The following is a 17,413-nucleotide window of genomic DNA, read 5'->3' as shown; positions in this document are numbered from 1 at the left end:
GATTAAGAGTATAATTTTGGCTGATTCATATTTTTTAATTTTTGCAGGTAATAACGGTACTTTTCTTCTCTTGGTTCCGTGCGGATCATGTTAGTTTCACACTCGCAGCAGATGAACATCTTGTATAAATGAATTCCTCGTTCCTTCTCTTCCTCACAGATACCGCAGCGTTCGTGAACGATTGCCTGTTCCATTTCCCCACCTCCGTTAGCTTAGTATCTCCTAATCTAACGAATTATATACATAAAAATCTTTGAAACAACGAAACTTCTTACACTAACTATATGACTGGTGGGCCTGGATGTTTACACTTATCTGTTTTAGCTGCAGTGACCAATGTTCACGCTGCTATATAATAAACAAGTGAATTGCCGCAAGCGAGGCCAGACCGAACAGCCCCAGAAAACCGGAGACAACAGCGGTAAACAGATTAATAGGGATATGAAGGCCTATCGCTCCCCCGAATACATTAAAGAAAAATAAAAACAGTATGCCAATGCCAAGCTTTACGGTACCATGTGCGAGGAACCGCATCGGTTTAACAGGGGCCCCTACAAACAACAGAATCACAATCAATGCAACCATTATGGAAATAACCAGTGTAGAACTCAAGCCGACTCACTCCTTTAAACTTGTCCCTATTAATTACATATGAGGAGAGCAAGTAAAAAAGAACAAAATGAGAAATAGTCGGGAAAAGATCTTTTTTCCATGTTAGATCTGCTTAATCAGTTTCTATTTCATACAAAAGACCGACGGGCACCCGTCGGTCCTTTTATGATTATCGATAACGGATTGCACGGATTTTCCTGCGACGCGCTTCCCGTAATAAATATAAATATTTCGCCTGCGCAAGATTTTCCTTGAACATCCCATCTTCGCTAGGTTCAATGCTTCTGTCCATTATGGATTGAATCTGTTTCCATTCGTGTTCTAATATAAAAATAGAATCTAATAATTGCTCATCTACACGTGTTTTAATCTTCCTACCCATATAGTCACCTAACTTTTTGAAAGACGCTTGTCATCATCCTGAATTTCTTGTGTTTCTCTTATGAAAGCTTTACGGAAGTTTCTATAAATCTCTTCTGCCTTCCAGTGCTTTTGAAAGGGTTACTTCATCAGCATATTCCAGATCGCCTCCGACAGGTAAACCATGTGCAATACGAGTTGTTTTTATTCCAGATGGTTTAACTAGACGGGAGATATACATCGCTGTTGCTTCCCCTTCGATGTTTGGATTAGTCGCAAGAATTAACTCTTTAACTTCTTCGTCTTTCAATCGATTAAGCAGATCAGGCACATTAATATCCTCTGGTCCAATGCCGTCCATCGGTGAGATAGCCCCATGAAGAACATGATATTTACCATGGTATTCTTTCATTTTTTCCATTGCGATTACATCCTTGGGATCCTGCACTACACAAATAATGGACTGATCCCTGGAACTATCCTGACAAATGGAACATGGATCCTGATCAGTTATATGTCCGCAAATGGAGCAATGCGTCAGTTCACGTTTCGCATTCACCAGTGACTTAGCAAACTCCATTACGTCATCCTCTTCCATATTTAAAACAAAAAACGCCAGCCGGACAGCCGTTTTTGGTCCGATTCCCGGCAATTTTGTAAAACTGTCAATCAGTTTGGAAATCGGTTCTGGATAGTACATCCTGTATGCCTCCTAGAACATTCCTCCAGGCAAGTTCATTCCTTTCGTGAATTGTCCCATAGTTTCGTTAGTTTTATCGTCCACCTGCTTCATTACATCGTTAGTTGCGGCAAGGATAAGATCTTGCAGCATTTCCACGTCATCGGGATCCACTACTTCTTCTTTAATCTGTACATCTGTTACTTCTTTCTTTCCATTAGCGACAACGGTTACCATGCCACCGCCAGCTGACGCTTCAAACGTCATTTCCTGCAGTTCCTCCTGTGCAGCCATCATCTTCTTCTGCATCTTTTGCATTTGCTTCATCATATTACCCATATTTCCACCTTTCATGGAAATCGCCTCCTTAAAATTAATGGTTAATCGTGAATTTCTAATAATTCATCGCCTACAAGTTTGCGGGCTTCTTCAATCAGCGGATCATCTTGCTTTTCTTCTTCATCGCTGGTTGCTGACTGTTCTTGCTTACTTATATATTCATTGCGTAATTCCTGCCAATTATTCGCTGGAATTGGAATAATTGTTAACTTTTTGCCAATCACACTTGTAAGTACGGATTCAATTGTTTCCTGGTTATCGAGAAACAAGGAACAATGGATCTCATACTTGAACTGGACCACAATCGCTTTATCGGATGCTGCTGCAGGCTTGCTGTCTTGTATTGTAGCATGTGCAGGGGCACTTGTGGACTTCAGCTGGCTAAGAAACGCAGCCCACTGTGACTGAACTTCTTTGAGTGCAGGCTTCTCTGCCTCCTGAAGAACATACCGTATTTTCTCAAACGGTATTTTATAACTATTTTTACCTGGACGAGCCTGTGGCCTCCGCGGTTCGTTTGCGGGTGCCTGCCTGCCCGCTGCCGGTGGAGAGGTTTTCAAGGCCGTAAGTTCTTTTTCCAGATGTTCCAGTCGGCCCATTAGTTTCGTAACTGCCTCCGAATCGGCGGCATTGTTTGTTTCGTTTTCCCTGTTATCCTTATTCGTAATCGTAAGGATTGCAATTTCAATGAATACTTTCGGGCTGTTCGACCATTTTATTTCCTGCTGGCATTTGTTGAGGTGCATGATGGCATCCTGTATCCAATCAGCTGTAACCGCATCTGCCAGTTGCCTGAATCCATCATTGATGATAGCTCTTTCCAGAATCCCTTCAAGCGTTGGAGCACTCTTGAACAGCAGAAGGTCTCGAAGAAAATAAATCAGGTCGTATACAAACCGTGCTGGGTCCTTCCCGTTCTGAATCAGTTCATCAAGCAGAGACAATGCCTCTTGTACATTTTTTCCATGCATGGAACGTACTATATCGGTCAGGATTTCCTGGGATACCCCGCCGGTAACCGCAAGAACGTCTTCCAGCTGAACTGTTTCCTCGCTGTAAGAGATTGCCTGATCGAGAATGCTCAGTGCATCCCGCATACCACCTTCTGCGGCAAGTGCAACTGTTTCAAGTGCTTCTTCTGAGACTGATATTCCTTCTGACGCAATAATGGTTTTCATCCTCTCGACTATTGCCTGCGAGGAAATCGGTTTAAAATCAAACCGCTGACATCTGGATAGAATGGTTAGTGGAATTTTATGCGGTTCGGTTGTAGCCAGAATGAAAACAACATGCTTCGGTGGTTCCTCAAGAGTTTTTAAGAGGGCATTAAATGCATTGACCGAGATCATATGTACCTCATCAATAATGTACACCTTATACGGAACTGAGCTTGAGGCATATTTTACCTTATCTCGGATATCACGTATATCTTCTACACTTGTATGGGAAGCGGCATCCATTTCGATTACATCTGAAATAGAACCATCCTGAATTCCACGGCAGGATGCACATTCATTACAGGGTTCTTTTACAGGGGCTTTCTCACAGTTAATCGTTTTGGCAAAAATCTTTGCTGCACTTGTTTTTCCCGTACCACGTGGCCCCGAGAAAATATAGGCATGCGAAAACTTCTCCTGAACGATGGCGTTCTGCAGTGTTCTTGTGATATGTGATTGTCCTGCAACATCCTCAAAAGTTCTCGGACGCCAAACGCGATACAATGCCTGATAACTCATAATGAACGTTCCCCTCTATGAATTCTACCTAAATTATACTCGATTTAAGGGTTGATTGTGAACCTAAAAGATGAAACAGCTGACAAAATATCTATGGGTTTTCTTATCACAGTCGATATAAATTGCGACGTAACTCGAGCTTCGCTCTAGAAATACATTCCGCTTTCACCACTCCGGGTGCAAGGTCAACATCTGTTCAAGCTAAAACTCTCACAGTGTTTCCTTTGCCGGGGGCACGGCCTCAGCCTCCTCACGGAAAGAACGCCGCTGCGGGGGCTTCGGACTCGTGCTGTTCCCCCAGGAGTCTACGCATTCTGCCTGCGCTAATAGGCGTTTGGTGTTTGATAAAATTAAGAGGACAAACTTAATAAGTATGAATCAACCTCAATCCAGCGAAGGAAATACATGGAGACTCCTGCGGGAAAAGCAACAGCTGAAAATCCCGCAGGAAGTGGCTTTCTTCCGAGGAAGTTGAAGCGTTGCCCGCGGAAAGCGGAATGTATTTCCGGAGCGAGCTACGAGTTACTTCGTAGTTTATAGTTTTAACGAAAAAAAAAAGAGACAAAATAAAAAAGGCTCTATCAACCATTTTGGTGATACAGCCTTTTCTGCTATGTAAGCCGTGCACCCATTGTCGATAAGACGTCCCTAAGCGTTACTTAAGTTCATGGCTCGGCCCAGGCTTCCCCGCGGCACACGGGAATAACCACTTACTGCTGCTTCCTTCCGGACCTGACAGGATTCATGGGTTCCCGTTGCGCAGGACCTGAGCGTCAACACCACTCCCTTAAGGCAGACCTTAAGGACGACTTACCTCGAATGGGAATTCAGCCTCGCTATAGCGGATTGCGAGTACAGGGCACCGCTACCTCCCCGCTTAGCACGACAATAACCATTATAACATTTTACAGTAAAAATGCAATGGTCGTTACCGGCTGGATTATATGGAATTTTTTCCTTTTTTCTTCCTTCGCAATTCCCTGAAAAAATCAGTCAGCAGACTGGAACATTCTTCCTCAAGAACACCCTTGGTAACTTCAACCTGGTGGTTAAACCTATTGTCCTCCAGAAGATTCATCAATGTTCCGGCACACCCTGCCTTAGGATCAGCTGCCCCATACACAACCCGCCTTATTCTCGATTGAACAATAGCCCCAGCACACATTGGACAGGGTTCTAGGGTGACATATAACGTGCAGTCCTCTAATCGCCAGCTGCCGATTTTTTTATTGGCATTCTCAATCGCAAGCAACTCTGCGTGGGACAAGGTGGTCTGTTCTGTTTCCCGCACATTGTATCCCGAGGCAATTACTTCATCACGGAAAACAATCACAGCACCAATTGGCACTTCATTTAGCTTTCTGGCCGTTTCCGCCTGTTTGATGGCTTCTTGCATACGTTTTATATCATCCACTGGTTAACCACCACCTAACTAGTTTGAAAATAATTTTAAAGGAAATAAAGAATAGTAAAAAAGAAATATTTTAGTTTTAAAAAAGGAGATCGGCTATGAACCATTCTATTGAAAACAGCGCTATTCTGTTTGTGGATATAATTAATCATTTTGATTTCGACGGCAGTAAAAAACTCCATGAACATACAAAAGAAATCCTTCCTGACCTTAAGAAATTGAAACAATACGGGAAAGAAAATAGTATCCCGATTATCTATATAAATGACCACTACGGTCTTTGGCAGGCTGACTTTAAGAAAATCATCGATCACTGTGACAACGACTGGAGCCATGATATCATCCATACGTTGAAACCGGATCAGGATGATTACTTCCTTATTAAACCACAGCATTCTGCCTTTTTCCAAACCCCGCTCCATTCATTATTAAGTGAACTTGGAAAGACCAATCTGATTATGGCTGGTGTTGCAGGAGATATATGTATTTTATTTTCGGCCAAAGATGCGTATATGCACGGATACTCGATGCATGTACCGAAAAACTGTATGGCGTCGGAAAGAAAAGAAAATAATGAGTATGCTTTATATCTGATGCAATCGGTCATGGATGCAAATACAGAACCAATCTAATGACATATCCCTCCTTTTGGACTCATAAAGTGTAAGAGGAAAGTAAAAGCGTCAGTGATCGCTTTGAAGGAGGGATTCTTTTGCAGATTCATGTAGTGCAGCCAGGTGACACTATTTTTCAGATTGCTAATATGTATGGGGCGGAAATGAATGAAATTATTGAGGCAAATGAACTGGAGGCACCGGGAAACCTTGTGGTTGGCCAAACCCTGGTAATCCCGATCATCGGCCAGTTTTATTTTGTACAGCCTGGTGACAGTCTGTACGCTATTGCCCAGCGCTTTGGAACCTCGCCTCAGCAGTTGGCACAGATTAATAACATTCCAGTGGGCGGTCCACTTCAGGCTGGTGTTCGTTTGTATATACCTCCGCAGCCTAAACCGCCGATTACCTCCAACGCCTATATTGAGCCGACTGGCGGACAGGTTTCTGAAACACTTGTCAATGCTGCCCAAAAACATGCACCGAATCTGACGTACCTTGCTCCATTCAGTTATCAAATTAACCGTGATGGCACATTAACAGCACCTCCCCTTGATAATTTTCCGCAAATTGCTGAAACAAATAATACATCCCTTATGCTCGTTGTCACCAACCTGGAGGAAGGGGCGTTCAGCAGGGAACTTGGCCATATTATTCTAACCGTTCAGGCAGTCCAGAACACATTGCTTGATCAGATTGTTAACGTGGCAAATCAGGTAGGCTTTAGTGATGTCCATTTTGACTTTGAATTTTTACCGCCGGAGGACAGAGAAGCGTATAATAACTTCCTGCGAAAAGCGAAACAACGATTATCTGAAGCGGGCTTATTGATGTCCACAGCACTTGCCCCAAAAACAAGCGCTGAACAGGAAGGTGCATGGTATGAGGCACATGATTATGCAGCCCACGGCGAGATTGCCGATTTTGTTGTCCTAATGACTTACGAATGGGGCTACAGCGGTGGTCCAGCGAGGGCAGTCTCGCCACTTAATGAAGTCCGTGAAGTTGTGGATTATGCAGTAAGTGTTATTCCTCCTGAGAAAATTCTCCTCGGGCAAAATTTATATGGTTATGACTGGACCCTTCCATTTGTAGAAGGCGGAGATCCTGCTGAGGCTCTCAGCCCCCAGGAAGCCATTGCACGGGCACGGCAACAAAACGTGGCAATTGAGTATGATACAGAAGCACAAGCACCGTTTTACTTTTATACCGATGCACAGGGGAATCGGCATGAGGTATGGTTTGAGGATGCCCGCTCGATTCAGGCTAAGTTTGATTTAATAAAGCAATATGGATTACTTGGAATCAGTTACTGGAAATTGGGGCTTGCCTTTCCGCAAAACTGGCTGCTGCTTCAGGATAACTTTACAATCGAAAAACAAGAATGAAAAAATCCCCTGCACGCCACTAAGTGCAGGGGATTTACCTTATAGTTATTTATTTAACAGCTTTAGTGACTCTTTGTTGAATGCAGGGATGTCATCCGGATTACGGCTAGTTACAAGCTGGTCTTTACATACAACTACTTCCTCATCCTGTACATCTGCACCTGCATATTCCATATCCACCTGAATGGATTTAAAGCCGGTTGCTTTACGTCCTTCCAGTGTTTTTGCTGTAATTAACAGTTGCGGACCATGGCAAATTGCCAAAACAGGCTTTTTCTCATCCATGAAATGCTTGGCAAATCCCACAAAGCGCTCATCCGCACGAAGCTGGTCAGGTGAAAAACCACCTGGAATGAATAGCGCATCGAAATCATCCGGATTTACTTTATCGATTTCTTCATCAATTGTTACGGTTACATCATCATTTTTACCAGTCACTTTTTTACCTTTTTCTTTTTCGATTGTGATTACTTCATGACCGGCATCTTTAAATGCTTCAGCAGGTTTTGTATACTCGACATCCTCAAACATATCTGTCAGTACTGTTGCTATTTTTTTACCCATTATAATCCGCTCCTTTCAATGATGTTGCTACATAATTGAATCTACCCGCTGTATAAAGATTAAAACTCAGGGATTAATCCCCATTAGCTCACGGAGTTGTCGATCATTTTCGATTAAATCCTCCAGGGTGTAATTATCCAGTACTTGAAAAAAAGCTTCAATTGCTTCACGAAAAACATGTTTCAAGTTACACGCAGGCGAGATTACACAGTGTCCGCCATCCCGATGATACAAGACCATTAGTATTGATAAGCGGCGGGGTGGGGTTAACTCCTATGGCCAGTATGCTGGAAAGTACAGTTAAAAATCAGCCGGAGCGTGAGGTATACTATATTCATGCTGCACAAAATGGAAATGTACATGCGATGCGGACCACTGTACAGGATATCGCTGACCGATTCAGTAATGTCTATACCTATACCGTTTATGATAACCCAACTATTCAGGACCAGGGAGCTTATGACAAAAAGGGTACATTGATTACGAGTGGCTATCTGAATTTCTTCCAACGCCCAATGCTGCCTTTTACTTTTGCGAACCAAAAGGTTTCATGCGTGCTATTTATAAAAGCCTGACTAAATTCGGTGTGGCTGATAACGATATTAACTATGAATTTTTCGGTCCATCACAAACTATTGAGGGTTAAGTAACATATAAAAAGGGTGCCTATCAATGGCACCCTTTTCTCTATTATTCTTCCAATGTTGATGTATCGCCAGTCGGAAGGCCAAGTTCCCATGACTTCAGGAGACGACGCATAATTTTACCGCTCCGTGTTTTTGGAATGCTATCTTTTACTTCCAGTTCACGTGGTGCGGAATGGGCACTCAGCCCGGTCTTAACAAACTTACGAATATCCTCCAGAAGTTCAGGTGTATCCTCGTATCCTTCATTCAGCGTAATAAACGCTTTGATGATTTCCCCTCGCTCGGGATCCGGCTTACCAATAACCCCAGCTTCTGAAACAGCAGGGTGTTCGATCAGCTTACTTTCGACTTCAAATGGTCCAACCCGCTCGCCTGATGTATTGATAACATCATCCAGACGACCTTGGAACCAAAAGTATCCATCTTCATCTTTGTACGCACTGTCTCCGGAAACATACCATTCATTAATGAAATAACTCTGGAATTTCTCCGGACGCTTCCAAATGTGGCGCATCATTGATGGCCATCCTTTTTTAATTGCCAGATTACCCATCTGGTTAGGTGGCAGCTCATTTCCTTCATTATCAACGATTGCCGCATCCACCCCAGGTATCGGTTTACCCATTGAGCCAGGGCGAATTTCCTCTGAAGGGAAGTTTACAATCAGCATTGCACCAGTTTCGGTCATCCACCAAGTATCGTGGATACGCAGATCAAATGCTTTCAAGCCCCACGTAATAACTTCAGGGTTTAACGGCTCACCAACACTCATAATATGGCGGAGAGAGGATAGGTCGTATTTCTTCACAACATCCTCACCTGCACTTACAAGTTTACGAAGCGCTGTTGGGGCAGTATACCAAACGGTTACATTATGCTTATCAAGTGTACCGTACCAGTCATCAGGACTGAAGCGGCCACCACGGATTACGTTTGTTACACCGTGCAGCCATGGAGCGAACACACCATAGCTTGTTCCGGTTACCCAGCCCGGGTCTGCAGTACACCAGTAAACGTCATCTTCTTTCAGGTCGATTACCCATTCAGCTGTTGCATAATGCTGTACCATAGCATTATGGACATGGTAAACCCCTTTAGGCTTGCCGGTTGATCCGGATGTATAGTGAATAACCATACCGTCCTCAAGATCAACCCATTCAATATCGAAATCGGTTGATGCATCGCTCATTTCTTTATGATAATCAATGTATTTATCCGAAGACTCGTTATGGTCTCCAACCAGAACAATATTCTCCAGGTCAGGAAGGTCTTCTTGTGGTACACGTTCAAGTAATTCAGGTGTGGTGATGAGCATCCGCGCTTCACTGTCCTGCAAACGGTCACGGACGGCCTGCTCCATAAACGCCTCGAATAGCGGACCAGCCACTGCACCTGTCTTTAAAATTCCAAAGAACGACGCGTAAAACTCAGGACTCCTAGGAAGGAATAGAAATACCCGGTCACCTTTTTTCACATTATATTTTTTCAACACATTTGCGAATTGATTACTTTTCTTGCTGAGATCATCAAACGTCAACTGTTCCTCGCGGTCAGGAGAGGAATAGAGTAAGGCAACTTTATCTTTTTTATCCGGATTTTCCGCATGCCGGTCAATTGCTTCATATGCAATATTTACCTTACCTGTCTCATTCCAGCTAAAGTTTTTCTTTACCTCGTCCCATGAAAAAGAATCGCGCATTTTGTCATAGTTTTTCAGATTATAATCTCCATCTCGTGCAGGAATGCGCTGCATGTCCATACAATCACCCCATCCTAAGTATTTGGAATCGTTTACAATAGTCCCTATTTAACTTGTACGATTCAATCGCATTAAATATGCAATTATATGAAATTGTTTTAACATTTTGGTAACTGATTTCTATTTTAGAACAATTGGTGACAATTTTAAAGTGATTTACTCACTAAAAATTCTGAATGGGAAGAAAGGAGCATTTCTAAGAAACTCTGTTCCTGCCCTGTAGCGGGGCTGCGGACATAATATTATCGATATGGAACGTACGTATTTGCCGTCTGGAATAACAATAAGCCACAACAATATTCTCCTTTAGCTTAACTGGCCGGATGATTCTTTGAGAGAACTTGTTCGAGCTGTCCAGGTAGATAATCTCGATTTTACTATTGGTCTTTAGAGATTGTACAACCATGTTATTCATACGATGACCTCCCTTAATCGGAACATTTGTTCGTATTATATCACAAAAAAAGAGAACCATACACTTTGTGACAAAAAAAACAGGGACACCGGTGGGCGTGGTCCCTTGCAAATAAAGCATTCTTCGATGAAGGATAGCTGTCATACGTTGATATAGCAAGGCCTAGTCCCAATCCAACTAAATACGAAAGAACCCATAATTAATGAGAAAGTTTAATAAAAATCAGTCAAAAATATAGCGATAGGGGCAGTTTAATACCCCTATCGCTCCTTCGAGAAGATTTTTTTGTCGTTCAGTTATACAGATTGATCAATACATGTTTGATCAATACATGTTATTAACCTATTTTCAATGTCAGCTGCAAATTCCTTTATCGATTCGTCATTTACCATTCATCCTTCAAGTTCCCCTCAAGAGATTCAATTGCCTCTTTCATTGATTTATTTGTCTCGACAGTATAATGAAACACAATAAATCATCTCCTTTTCTATAATGGGTTCTTTTTGCAAAGACCTTACTGATAAAAACTGCAGACCATAACGTAATTTTTATATTTACTAAAACCCTGTCCTTTGCAAAGCGATCTTTCGTAAATATGAGCATTCACAGGTATTTTCCCTTTATTCAATGTTTAAACCCAAGCGCTCATGCCGCCTTTTACATTGGACACTTTTTCAAACCCTTGTTTCTTAAGAATTTTAGCTGCCTTCATACTCCTCATCCCACTCTGACAAATCACAACAATTTCTTTACTTTTATTAAGGTCCTTTGTCTTGCCTGCTAATTGTCCCAAGGGAATGTTTTTAAACGGTTTACGATGATTGGCACCATATTCACCTGGTGTCCGTACATCCACAAACTGGATTTCATTTTTTTGCTTGAATTTATCCTTTGCTTCCTGAGTTGTTATATTCGTTATCCCCTTCGCAGGTAAGAAACGATTCATAATAAACCAGATAATCACAGCCAGAAAAACAACTTGTATAATTAATTCCATTTTGGCTCTTCTCCCCTAATTGTTATTTCTATACTGTCTCTAGCATTATGCCAGGATATCCAGCCATATTTTTATGGCCGTGCCGAGAATTAAAATTGCCAAAATCCATTGGAGTATTTTGGTGTTTACTTTCTGCCCAAACTTTGCGCCGAGTGGTGATGCTATCAGGCTTGCGATAATCATAATGACTGCTGGGATAAACAGTACCTGTCCAGTGAGGAGCTTCCCAGTCGTCGCACCGATCGAAGAAATGAACGTAATCGCGAGTGATGTTGCGATTGTCATTCTGGTTGGTATTTTCAAGACGATTAGCATGATTGGTACCAGGATAAATGCCCCGGCTGCACCTACAATACCCGCTCCTACACCCACGAGCAGTGCAAGACCGGCTGCAAGCCACTTATTATAGGACACTTGGTCCATCGGTATATCATCCAGTCCTTTTTTAGGCACAAACATCATTACTGCAGCAATAGTTGCAAGTACACCGTATACAAAGTTTATTCCTGCATCCGTCATAAACTGGGAGCCATAACCGCCAATAAAGCTTCCGATTAGAATACTGATTCCCATGTAAAGTATAAGACCTTTATTTAGATAACCGCCTTTTCGGTACGCCCATACACCACCAATAGTGGCAAACAATACTTGAACCGCACTTATACCTGAAACCTCGTGCGCAGAAAACGTAGAAATACCTACTAAAGCAGGGATATACAATAGCATTGGATATTTAATGATCGATCCGCCGATCCCTACCATTCCGGAAATGAAGGAACCAACAAATCCAATTAGAAAGATTGTAATAATAAAGATTAAGCTATATTCCATTGCTCGATTCCCCCTAACAAAGGGAGCCCACAATAAGTGGGTCTCCTTTAACCCTTTTTAATCCAAAACTTGAGTACGTCCTCTTCTTCCGTATCCTTCAGCAGTTCATGTCCGCCTGATTTCGCCCATGCTGTAAGGTCACTTTTTGCACCTTTATCTGTTGCATGAACTTCCAGTACGTCACCACTGTTAAGATCGTTCATTGCTTTTTTTGTTTTTACGATAGGCATTGGACATGCCAATCCTTTTGCATCCAGTACTTTTGTTACATCCATTATTAATTCCTCCTTAGTTATTTATCCTTAAACCGCACAACGATTTGGTCCAGTTTCCATTTCTCTTTGTTTTTCATTTTCAGGGTTGATTTTACCCATGTTTGTTTCACGAATTTCCTGGTAAGCATTCGGTTGTGGCGGGAGATTTTCCGTTACCAATTTTCGGAAGGCATCCTCATTTTCTACCTGTAATCCCTCATTCTTGTTGTATAAATCACCTAGTCTTGCAGAAACACTTCCGTCATTTCCTAATTCTTCTACAAATGAATAGTGTGCAGGAAGAACAATCAGATCTTCAGATAGTTCCTTGTAACGTGAGTAAAGGGTATTACGCAAATCGCCTACCCAGTCCTCTGCTTTACCAGCTAAATCAGGTCGTCCAATTGATTTAACAAATAAAATATCACCAGTAAGAAGAAACTGATCATCAATAATTAAAGATGTACTTCCGATAGTGTGACCTGGTGAATAAATCGGTTGTACTGTAATGGTCGTGTTTCCTACTGTAATATCGTTACCTTCTTCAAGTGGTGCATAGTCAAACGTTACCTCTTCAGCATCTTTAGGTGGAAGATGGTACGTTGCCCCTGCTTTTTCAGCCAACTGCCGACCACCTGAAATATGGTCAGCGTGCAAATGCGTGTCAAGCGCATGCTTAATTTTAACTCCTTTTTTAGCCGCAAAATCCGCGTAGTTTTCAATCATACGGTTGGAGTCCACTACTGCTGCTTCCCCGTTAGACTCAATAAAGTATGACAGGCAACCTTTACCCAGACGAACAAACTGATAAAGACTCCCACCGTCTTTCAGCTCACTGATTTTCACCGGCTCAAGGTGTTCACTCCACGCTTTCATTCCGCCCTCAAGGCTGTATACGTTTGAATAGCCTGCTTCTTCCAAAAGATCCGCTACAAATTCAGATGATCCGCCTTTTGCACAAACAACGATAACTTCCTGATCTTTATTGAGTTTACCTTCTACTGGTTCAATGCCTTCAAGCAGGTTAAAATATGGTTCATTGATCAACTCAACCTTTCCGCCTTCAATTTTCCAATTATCAAACTCATCTGTATTCCGAACATCTAGAATCAAAGTTTCTTCGTGATTAACAACTTTTTTTGCCAATTCATTGGTTGTTATTGTTTTAGCCATACATTTCCCCTCCTGTTTAAAATGGAAATGAGATATTTGCATCCTTTGCATAATCAATAAATGACGCAGCTCCGCCAACTTCAATTCCTTCGACAAATGCATCTTTCTCAAGGTTCATTACATCCATGGTCATCTGGCAGGCAATTAATTTTCTCCTAGTTGTTTTTATTTGTTGGCCCTTGCCATTCAGCCATTCCAGGGACTACATTCCTAACATCCTGAAAACCTTTTTCGGTCAGCTTCTGTGCTGCCAGATCACTGCGGTTACCTGTACGGCAAATGACGTGTATTTCTTTATCTTTATTTAATTCATTGAAACGTTCTTCTAGATCCCCAAGGGGTATATTTACCGAACTAGGTATATGACCGAAAGCATACTCTGCAGGTTCCCGTACATCTAGAATGGCTATATCTTCTTCCCCGTCGACCTTACTGCGAAGTTCTTCCAAGTCAGTAACGGCGTCATGTTTTGTTTCTTCTTTTGTTTCTTCATCATTGGCTTTACGCAGATAATGTTTAAGGACATCGCCATCTTCAACGGTCCCTAGGTATTGGTGTCCTGTACTATCAGCCCAAGCCTTAATATCAGCCGTTGAACCTTTATCAGTTGCCTGTACCTCTATTACTTCACCAGGCTGTAGATTTGTAATTGCCTTTTTCGTTTTAACAATTGGCATTGGGCAGGCAAGTCCCTTTACATCCAAGATTTCGTTCGCTGAAATATTCACAGTAAATCCTCCTCGTCTTTATTTTTCAACCTCGTCGTCCCAGTCCAGCATACCGCCGGCCATATTCGTTACATCATAACCTTGTTCCTCCAAATAACCACAGGCACTACCACTGCGGCCACCTGAACGGCACACAAGGTAATAATGATTGTTTTTGTCGATTTCATTGAGCCGGTCCGGAAGCTGACCAAGAGGGATGTGCTTTGCACCTGGGATTTTACCCTGTGCAACCTCTTCATCCTCACGAACATCAATAATGTCTAACTTTTCCCCAACGTTAAGTTTTGTTGCAAGGTCTGCTGCTGAAATTTCATGCATTCTAATTCCTCCTAAATTTATAATTATATATACCTGAGGGGGTATTATTAAAACTAAAAAAATATTAAATAAATAAAGTTATATTTCCGTCCTCCGAGTCACCAATGTATGCTGCTACTCCGGCATATTCAATATCATCCAGTAGTTCCTCTTTCTGAAGACCAAGGAGATCCATTGTCATGGTGCATGCAATAAGTTTAATATCTTGCTCCTGCGCCATTTCTACCAATTGTGGAAGTGGCAGCGCGTTGTGTTTTTTCATTACATTTTTAATCATCTTTGGTCCCATACCTAAATAGTTCATTTTAGAAAGTCCCATTTTATCTGCGCCTCTAGGCATCATCTTTCCGAACATCTTTTCCAGTAAACTTTTCTTTACCGGAACCTGATTTTCCTTGCGGAGCGCATTCAGTCCCCAAAAGGTGTGGAAAATAGTTACTTCATGGTCATATGCAGCCGCACCATTCGCAATGATATATGCTGCCATTGCCTTGTCATAATCCCCGCTAAACAATACGATCGTTGTTTTCTTTTTATCTGTCATATACATTCTCCTTTAATTTAATTAATTATAATTTATACATATACGGGTAGGGGTATATGAATTAGTTTAAAAAATAGGGTTAATATGTTTCACTTAACCCAACTCACATGTTAAATATACATAAATAATTTGTCAAACCAATGACTTATCTACTTTTAACAAGCAGGTTGACTGCTTCTTTGATAATGTCCTCTGAACTTTCACCAGCTTCTTTTTCTTCACGGATACATTGTTCCAAGTTTTTACTAACTATTAATGCAATAGTTCGATCCATTGCATTTCGAACCGCTGACATCTGTGTAACCACATCACGGCATTCTTTATCTTCTTCCATCATCTTCAGCAAACCTCTGACTTGTCCTTCAATCCGTTTCATTCTATTTTTGACCTGGTCATCGTATTTCATAAACAATCGCTCCTTCCTTATTATCTCATTAAGTAATACCCGACAACCTGTATGCCCTTTCGCTTCAGTAAACGGATACTGAGATTCTTATCAACATGATCTGATGCCACTATTATGACATCTTTATTGGGAATATCACGAAAGTGTCTGTTCAGATATGCTAGAGGCAAACAATAAGCTTGCTCTATTGCATCCTTGAATGATGTCTGATAACTGCGTGTGTCGACTATTGTGACTTGCGAGTCGTTCTGTACAGCAACATTACTTAATTCTATTTTCCAGACTCCCCTTACAGGGATATATCTGCGATAGAGAAACTTCAAGGAAAAAAATGAGATTAAAATTACAATTGCTGTAGTCATTAATTTTCCCCTTTTCTTAAAAACAATATGACCATATATTATACCCCTAAGGGTATATTGTCAACCCTAATGGCAAAACAAAGGAAAAATTGGTTTACAAAATAAAACCTCAAGGCTTTATCGCTAACCTGCTGAATTCACGATTTAAACCGCGAGAACGTCTTTAATCACTTAATGTCCCATTCATCGTAGAAGTATTAGAAAGAGCCGTCCCTTTAAGTAACCCTTTTGACTTTTTAAATACAATAACATACTTAATGCGTTACTGTAACGATAAAGTAATCGTACTTCTTCAGGCCTTGCAATCATCCCCTAATATCAACAAGCTACTACAATTCCCGCTCGATCTTACCCAGAGCAATAATGAATTTTTACTCGTCTTTGTGAATGGAAAAAAGAAATCTACAAAGGCCAATGATAATGAACCTTTGTAGATTTCCTTCTATCTTACCTTTAGACATTTATTTTTCCTTGTAAACTTTAATTATGCTGTAACAGCTAACTCTAATAAATGTTTTGCAGAAGCTTTCACTTCTTCCATTCCTTCAGCAATAATTTCTTGCGCTTTATCGGGCATAGCATTGTGACCTTCTATAATTACCTCATCGATAATTTGCATACCGAATATGCCACCAAATACGTTACGCATGTAGTTAACAGCCATTTCCATTGGAGCTGCTTCTGGTGTGGAGTAAACCCCACCCCGAGCGTTTAGGAAAACAGCTTTTTTATCGGTCATTAATTGAATCATGTTGCCTTCAGCATCATATTTAAATGCAAATCCTGCAGCATATATATAGTCAATGAATATTTGTAATTTAGCTGGTATTGTTAAATTCCATAATGGGAACGCGAATACGATTACGTCTGCAGCTGAGATGGCATCCATTACTTTTTGCTTTGCAGCTAAAAGACGTGATTCAACGTCTGTTAAATCTCCACTATTTTGTCTTTGCCTAAAGCATAAAAATTTCTCCGAAGAAAGGTGTGTCTTCTTCAAAAACATCGTAAGTTATTACGTTTACGTCTTTACCTTCTAATTCAGCCATAAAAGTTTCGTACATTTTACTAGAAATTCCTTCTGTTGATGGGCGATTGTTTGCTTTTACTACTAATATATTCATTCTTAAAGAACTCTCCTTTTTTATACTTCTGGTTTCTCTTTTCCCATTGAGTCAAATAATTGTGTAGATGACAAGGCATTAAATGGCATAGATACATTATGTTTAATCCCTTGGTTGTAAGTTGCGATTAAGTCTTTTAATAGAACAGATAA

General features: G+C 41.3%; 22 protein-coding genes, 1 other RNA gene and 2 pseudogenes. 3 read left to right on the top strand and 22 right to left on the bottom strand.

What is annotated here, in order from left to right; translation table 11 throughout:
• Positions 1–2: 2 nt before the first annotated feature.
• The 8 genes from ACFO3D_RS09940 to tadA form a co-directional block, all read right to left on the bottom strand.
• Positions 3–194 (bottom strand): sigma factor G inhibitor Gin, encoded by a 192-nt coding sequence (locus ACFO3D_RS09940; RefSeq protein WP_390295341.1) that lies wholly within the window; start codon positions 192–194, stop codon positions 3–5.
• Between the two features lie 154 nt (positions 195–348).
• Positions 349–612 carry a pro-sigmaK processing inhibitor BofA family protein gene (locus tag ACFO3D_RS09935; RefSeq protein WP_390295339.1) on the bottom strand — a complete coding sequence of 88 codons (264 nt, stop codon included), beginning with the start codon at positions 610–612 and terminating at the stop codon, positions 349–351.
• 169 nt (positions 613–781) lie between these two features.
• Complete coding sequence (locus ACFO3D_RS09930) at positions 782–994, bottom strand: YaaL family protein (RefSeq protein WP_390295337.1); 213 nt, start codon at positions 992–994, stop codon at positions 782–784.
• Positions 995–1,075: 81 nt separating this feature from the next.
• Complete coding sequence (gene recR, locus ACFO3D_RS09925) at positions 1,076–1,672, bottom strand: recombination mediator RecR (protein WP_390295335.1); 597 nt, start codon at positions 1,670–1,672, stop codon at positions 1,076–1,078.
• A gap of 12 nt (positions 1,673–1,684) precedes the next feature.
• Complete coding sequence (locus ACFO3D_RS09920; RefSeq protein ID WP_390295333.1) at positions 1,685–2,005, bottom strand: YbaB/EbfC family nucleoid-associated protein; 321 nt, start codon at positions 2,003–2,005, stop codon at positions 1,685–1,687.
• Between the two features lie 26 nt (positions 2,006–2,031).
• Positions 2,032–3,726: a DNA polymerase III subunit gamma/tau gene (gene dnaX / locus ACFO3D_RS09915; protein WP_390295331.1), complete on the bottom strand. Its 1,695-nt coding sequence runs from the start codon at positions 3,724–3,726 to the stop codon at positions 2,032–2,034.
• Positions 3,727–4,346: 620 nt separating this feature from the next.
• Positions 4,347–4,612, bottom strand: an RNA gene (gene ffs, locus ACFO3D_RS09910) — signal recognition particle sRNA large type.
• Positions 4,613–4,666: 54 nt separating this feature from the next.
• Positions 4,667–5,140 (bottom strand): tRNA adenosine(34) deaminase TadA, encoded by a 474-nt coding sequence (gene tadA / locus ACFO3D_RS09905; protein WP_390295329.1) that lies wholly within the window; start codon positions 5,138–5,140, stop codon positions 4,667–4,669.
• Positions 5,141–5,235: 95 nt separating this feature from the next.
• Between tadA and ACFO3D_RS09900 the strand changes: the two genes are divergently transcribed.
• Together ACFO3D_RS09900 and ACFO3D_RS09895 are read left to right on the top strand one after the other, a co-directional pair.
• Positions 5,236–5,769, top strand: coding sequence for a cysteine hydrolase family protein (locus ACFO3D_RS09900; protein WP_390295327.1), 534 nt, complete (start codon positions 5,236–5,238; stop codon positions 5,767–5,769).
• A gap of 80 nt (positions 5,770–5,849) precedes the next feature.
• Positions 5,850–7,139 (top strand): LysM peptidoglycan-binding domain-containing protein, encoded by a 1,290-nt coding sequence (locus ACFO3D_RS09895; RefSeq protein WP_390295325.1) that lies wholly within the window; start codon positions 5,850–5,852, stop codon positions 7,137–7,139.
• 45 nt (positions 7,140–7,184) lie between these two features.
• Here ACFO3D_RS09895 and ACFO3D_RS09890 read toward each other — a convergent pair whose 3' ends face one another.
• Positions 7,185–7,703: a type 1 glutamine amidotransferase domain-containing protein gene (locus ACFO3D_RS09890; protein WP_390295323.1), complete on the bottom strand. Its 519-nt coding sequence runs from the start codon at positions 7,701–7,703 to the stop codon at positions 7,185–7,187.
• Between the two features lie 161 nt (positions 7,704–7,864).
• On the opposite strand from ACFO3D_RS09890, the gene ACFO3D_RS09885 reads away from it, so the two are divergent.
• A complete protein-coding gene (locus ACFO3D_RS09885) occupies positions 7,865–8,278 on the top strand; it encodes an NO-inducible flavohemoprotein (protein ID WP_390295321.1) in 414 nt (137 codons plus the stop codon).
• A gap of 115 nt (positions 8,279–8,393) precedes the next feature.
• On the opposite strand, the gene acsA is transcribed toward ACFO3D_RS09885, so the two are convergent.
• The 13 genes and pseudogenes from acsA to ACFO3D_RS09825 form a co-directional block, all read right to left on the bottom strand.
• Complete coding sequence (acsA, locus tag ACFO3D_RS09880; RefSeq protein ID WP_390295319.1) at positions 8,394–10,109, bottom strand: acetate--CoA ligase; 1,716 nt, start codon at positions 10,107–10,109, stop codon at positions 8,394–8,396.
• A 196-nt stretch (positions 10,110–10,305) separates the two neighbouring features.
• Positions 10,306–10,515 (bottom strand): WYL domain-containing protein, encoded by a 210-nt coding sequence (locus ACFO3D_RS18925; protein ID WP_465270752.1) that lies wholly within the window; start codon positions 10,513–10,515, stop codon positions 10,306–10,308.
• Between the two features lie 640 nt (positions 10,516–11,155).
• Positions 11,156–11,521, bottom strand: a complete 366-nt coding sequence (locus tag ACFO3D_RS09875) for a rhodanese-like domain-containing protein (RefSeq protein WP_390295317.1) — start codon at positions 11,519–11,521, stop codon at positions 11,156–11,158.
• Between the two features lie 45 nt (positions 11,522–11,566).
• Positions 11,567–12,352, bottom strand: a complete 786-nt coding sequence (locus ACFO3D_RS09870; protein WP_390295315.1) for a sulfite exporter TauE/SafE family protein — start codon at positions 12,350–12,352, stop codon at positions 11,567–11,569.
• A 47-nt stretch (positions 12,353–12,399) separates the two neighbouring features.
• Positions 12,400–12,627, bottom strand: coding sequence for a sulfurtransferase TusA family protein (locus tag ACFO3D_RS09865; RefSeq protein WP_390295314.1), 228 nt, complete (start codon positions 12,625–12,627; stop codon positions 12,400–12,402).
• 27 nt (positions 12,628–12,654) lie between these two features.
• The gene (locus ACFO3D_RS09860) at positions 12,655–13,779 is read right to left on the bottom strand and encodes an MBL fold metallo-hydrolase (RefSeq protein ID WP_390295313.1); all 1,125 of its coding nucleotides are present in this window, start codon (positions 13,777–13,779) and stop codon (positions 12,655–12,657) included.
• 16 nt (positions 13,780–13,795) lie between these two features.
• A pseudogene (locus ACFO3D_RS09855) lies at positions 13,796–13,930 on the bottom strand (DsrE/DsrF/DrsH-like family protein); the annotation flags it as partial.
• A 4-nt stretch (positions 13,931–13,934) separates the two neighbouring features.
• On the bottom strand, positions 13,935–14,507 hold the full coding sequence (locus tag ACFO3D_RS09850) for a sulfurtransferase TusA family protein (protein WP_390295312.1): 573 nt from the start codon (positions 14,505–14,507) through the stop codon (positions 13,935–13,937).
• Between the two features lie 18 nt (positions 14,508–14,525).
• Positions 14,526–14,825 (bottom strand): rhodanese-like domain-containing protein, encoded by a 300-nt coding sequence (locus ACFO3D_RS09845; protein WP_390295310.1) that lies wholly within the window; start codon positions 14,823–14,825, stop codon positions 14,526–14,528.
• Between the two features lie 64 nt (positions 14,826–14,889).
• Complete coding sequence (locus ACFO3D_RS09840; protein WP_390295308.1) at positions 14,890–15,369, bottom strand: DsrE/DsrF/DrsH-like family protein; 480 nt, start codon at positions 15,367–15,369, stop codon at positions 14,890–14,892.
• 145 nt (positions 15,370–15,514) lie between these two features.
• Complete coding sequence (locus tag ACFO3D_RS09835) at positions 15,515–15,775, bottom strand: metal-sensitive transcriptional regulator (RefSeq protein WP_042224024.1); 261 nt, start codon at positions 15,773–15,775, stop codon at positions 15,515–15,517.
• 20 nt (positions 15,776–15,795) lie between these two features.
• Positions 15,796–16,137 carry a hypothetical protein gene (locus ACFO3D_RS09830; protein ID WP_390295306.1) on the bottom strand — a complete coding sequence of 114 codons (342 nt, stop codon included), beginning with the start codon at positions 16,135–16,137 and terminating at the stop codon, positions 15,796–15,798.
• A gap of 484 nt (positions 16,138–16,621) precedes the next feature.
• Positions 16,622–17,261 (bottom strand): annotated as a pseudogene (locus ACFO3D_RS09825) (FMN-dependent NADH-azoreductase).
• Positions 17,262–17,413: the final 152 nt, after the last annotated feature.

Origin of the sequence: Virgibacillus kekensis (assembly GCF_042654125.1) — a bacterium.
Taxonomy (GTDB): domain Bacteria; phylum Bacillota; class Bacilli; order Bacillales; family Amphibacillaceae; genus Lentibacillus; species Lentibacillus kekensis.
Note: the sequence above shows the minus strand (reverse complement) of the source record. Positions and strands in the feature narration are given on the sequence as shown.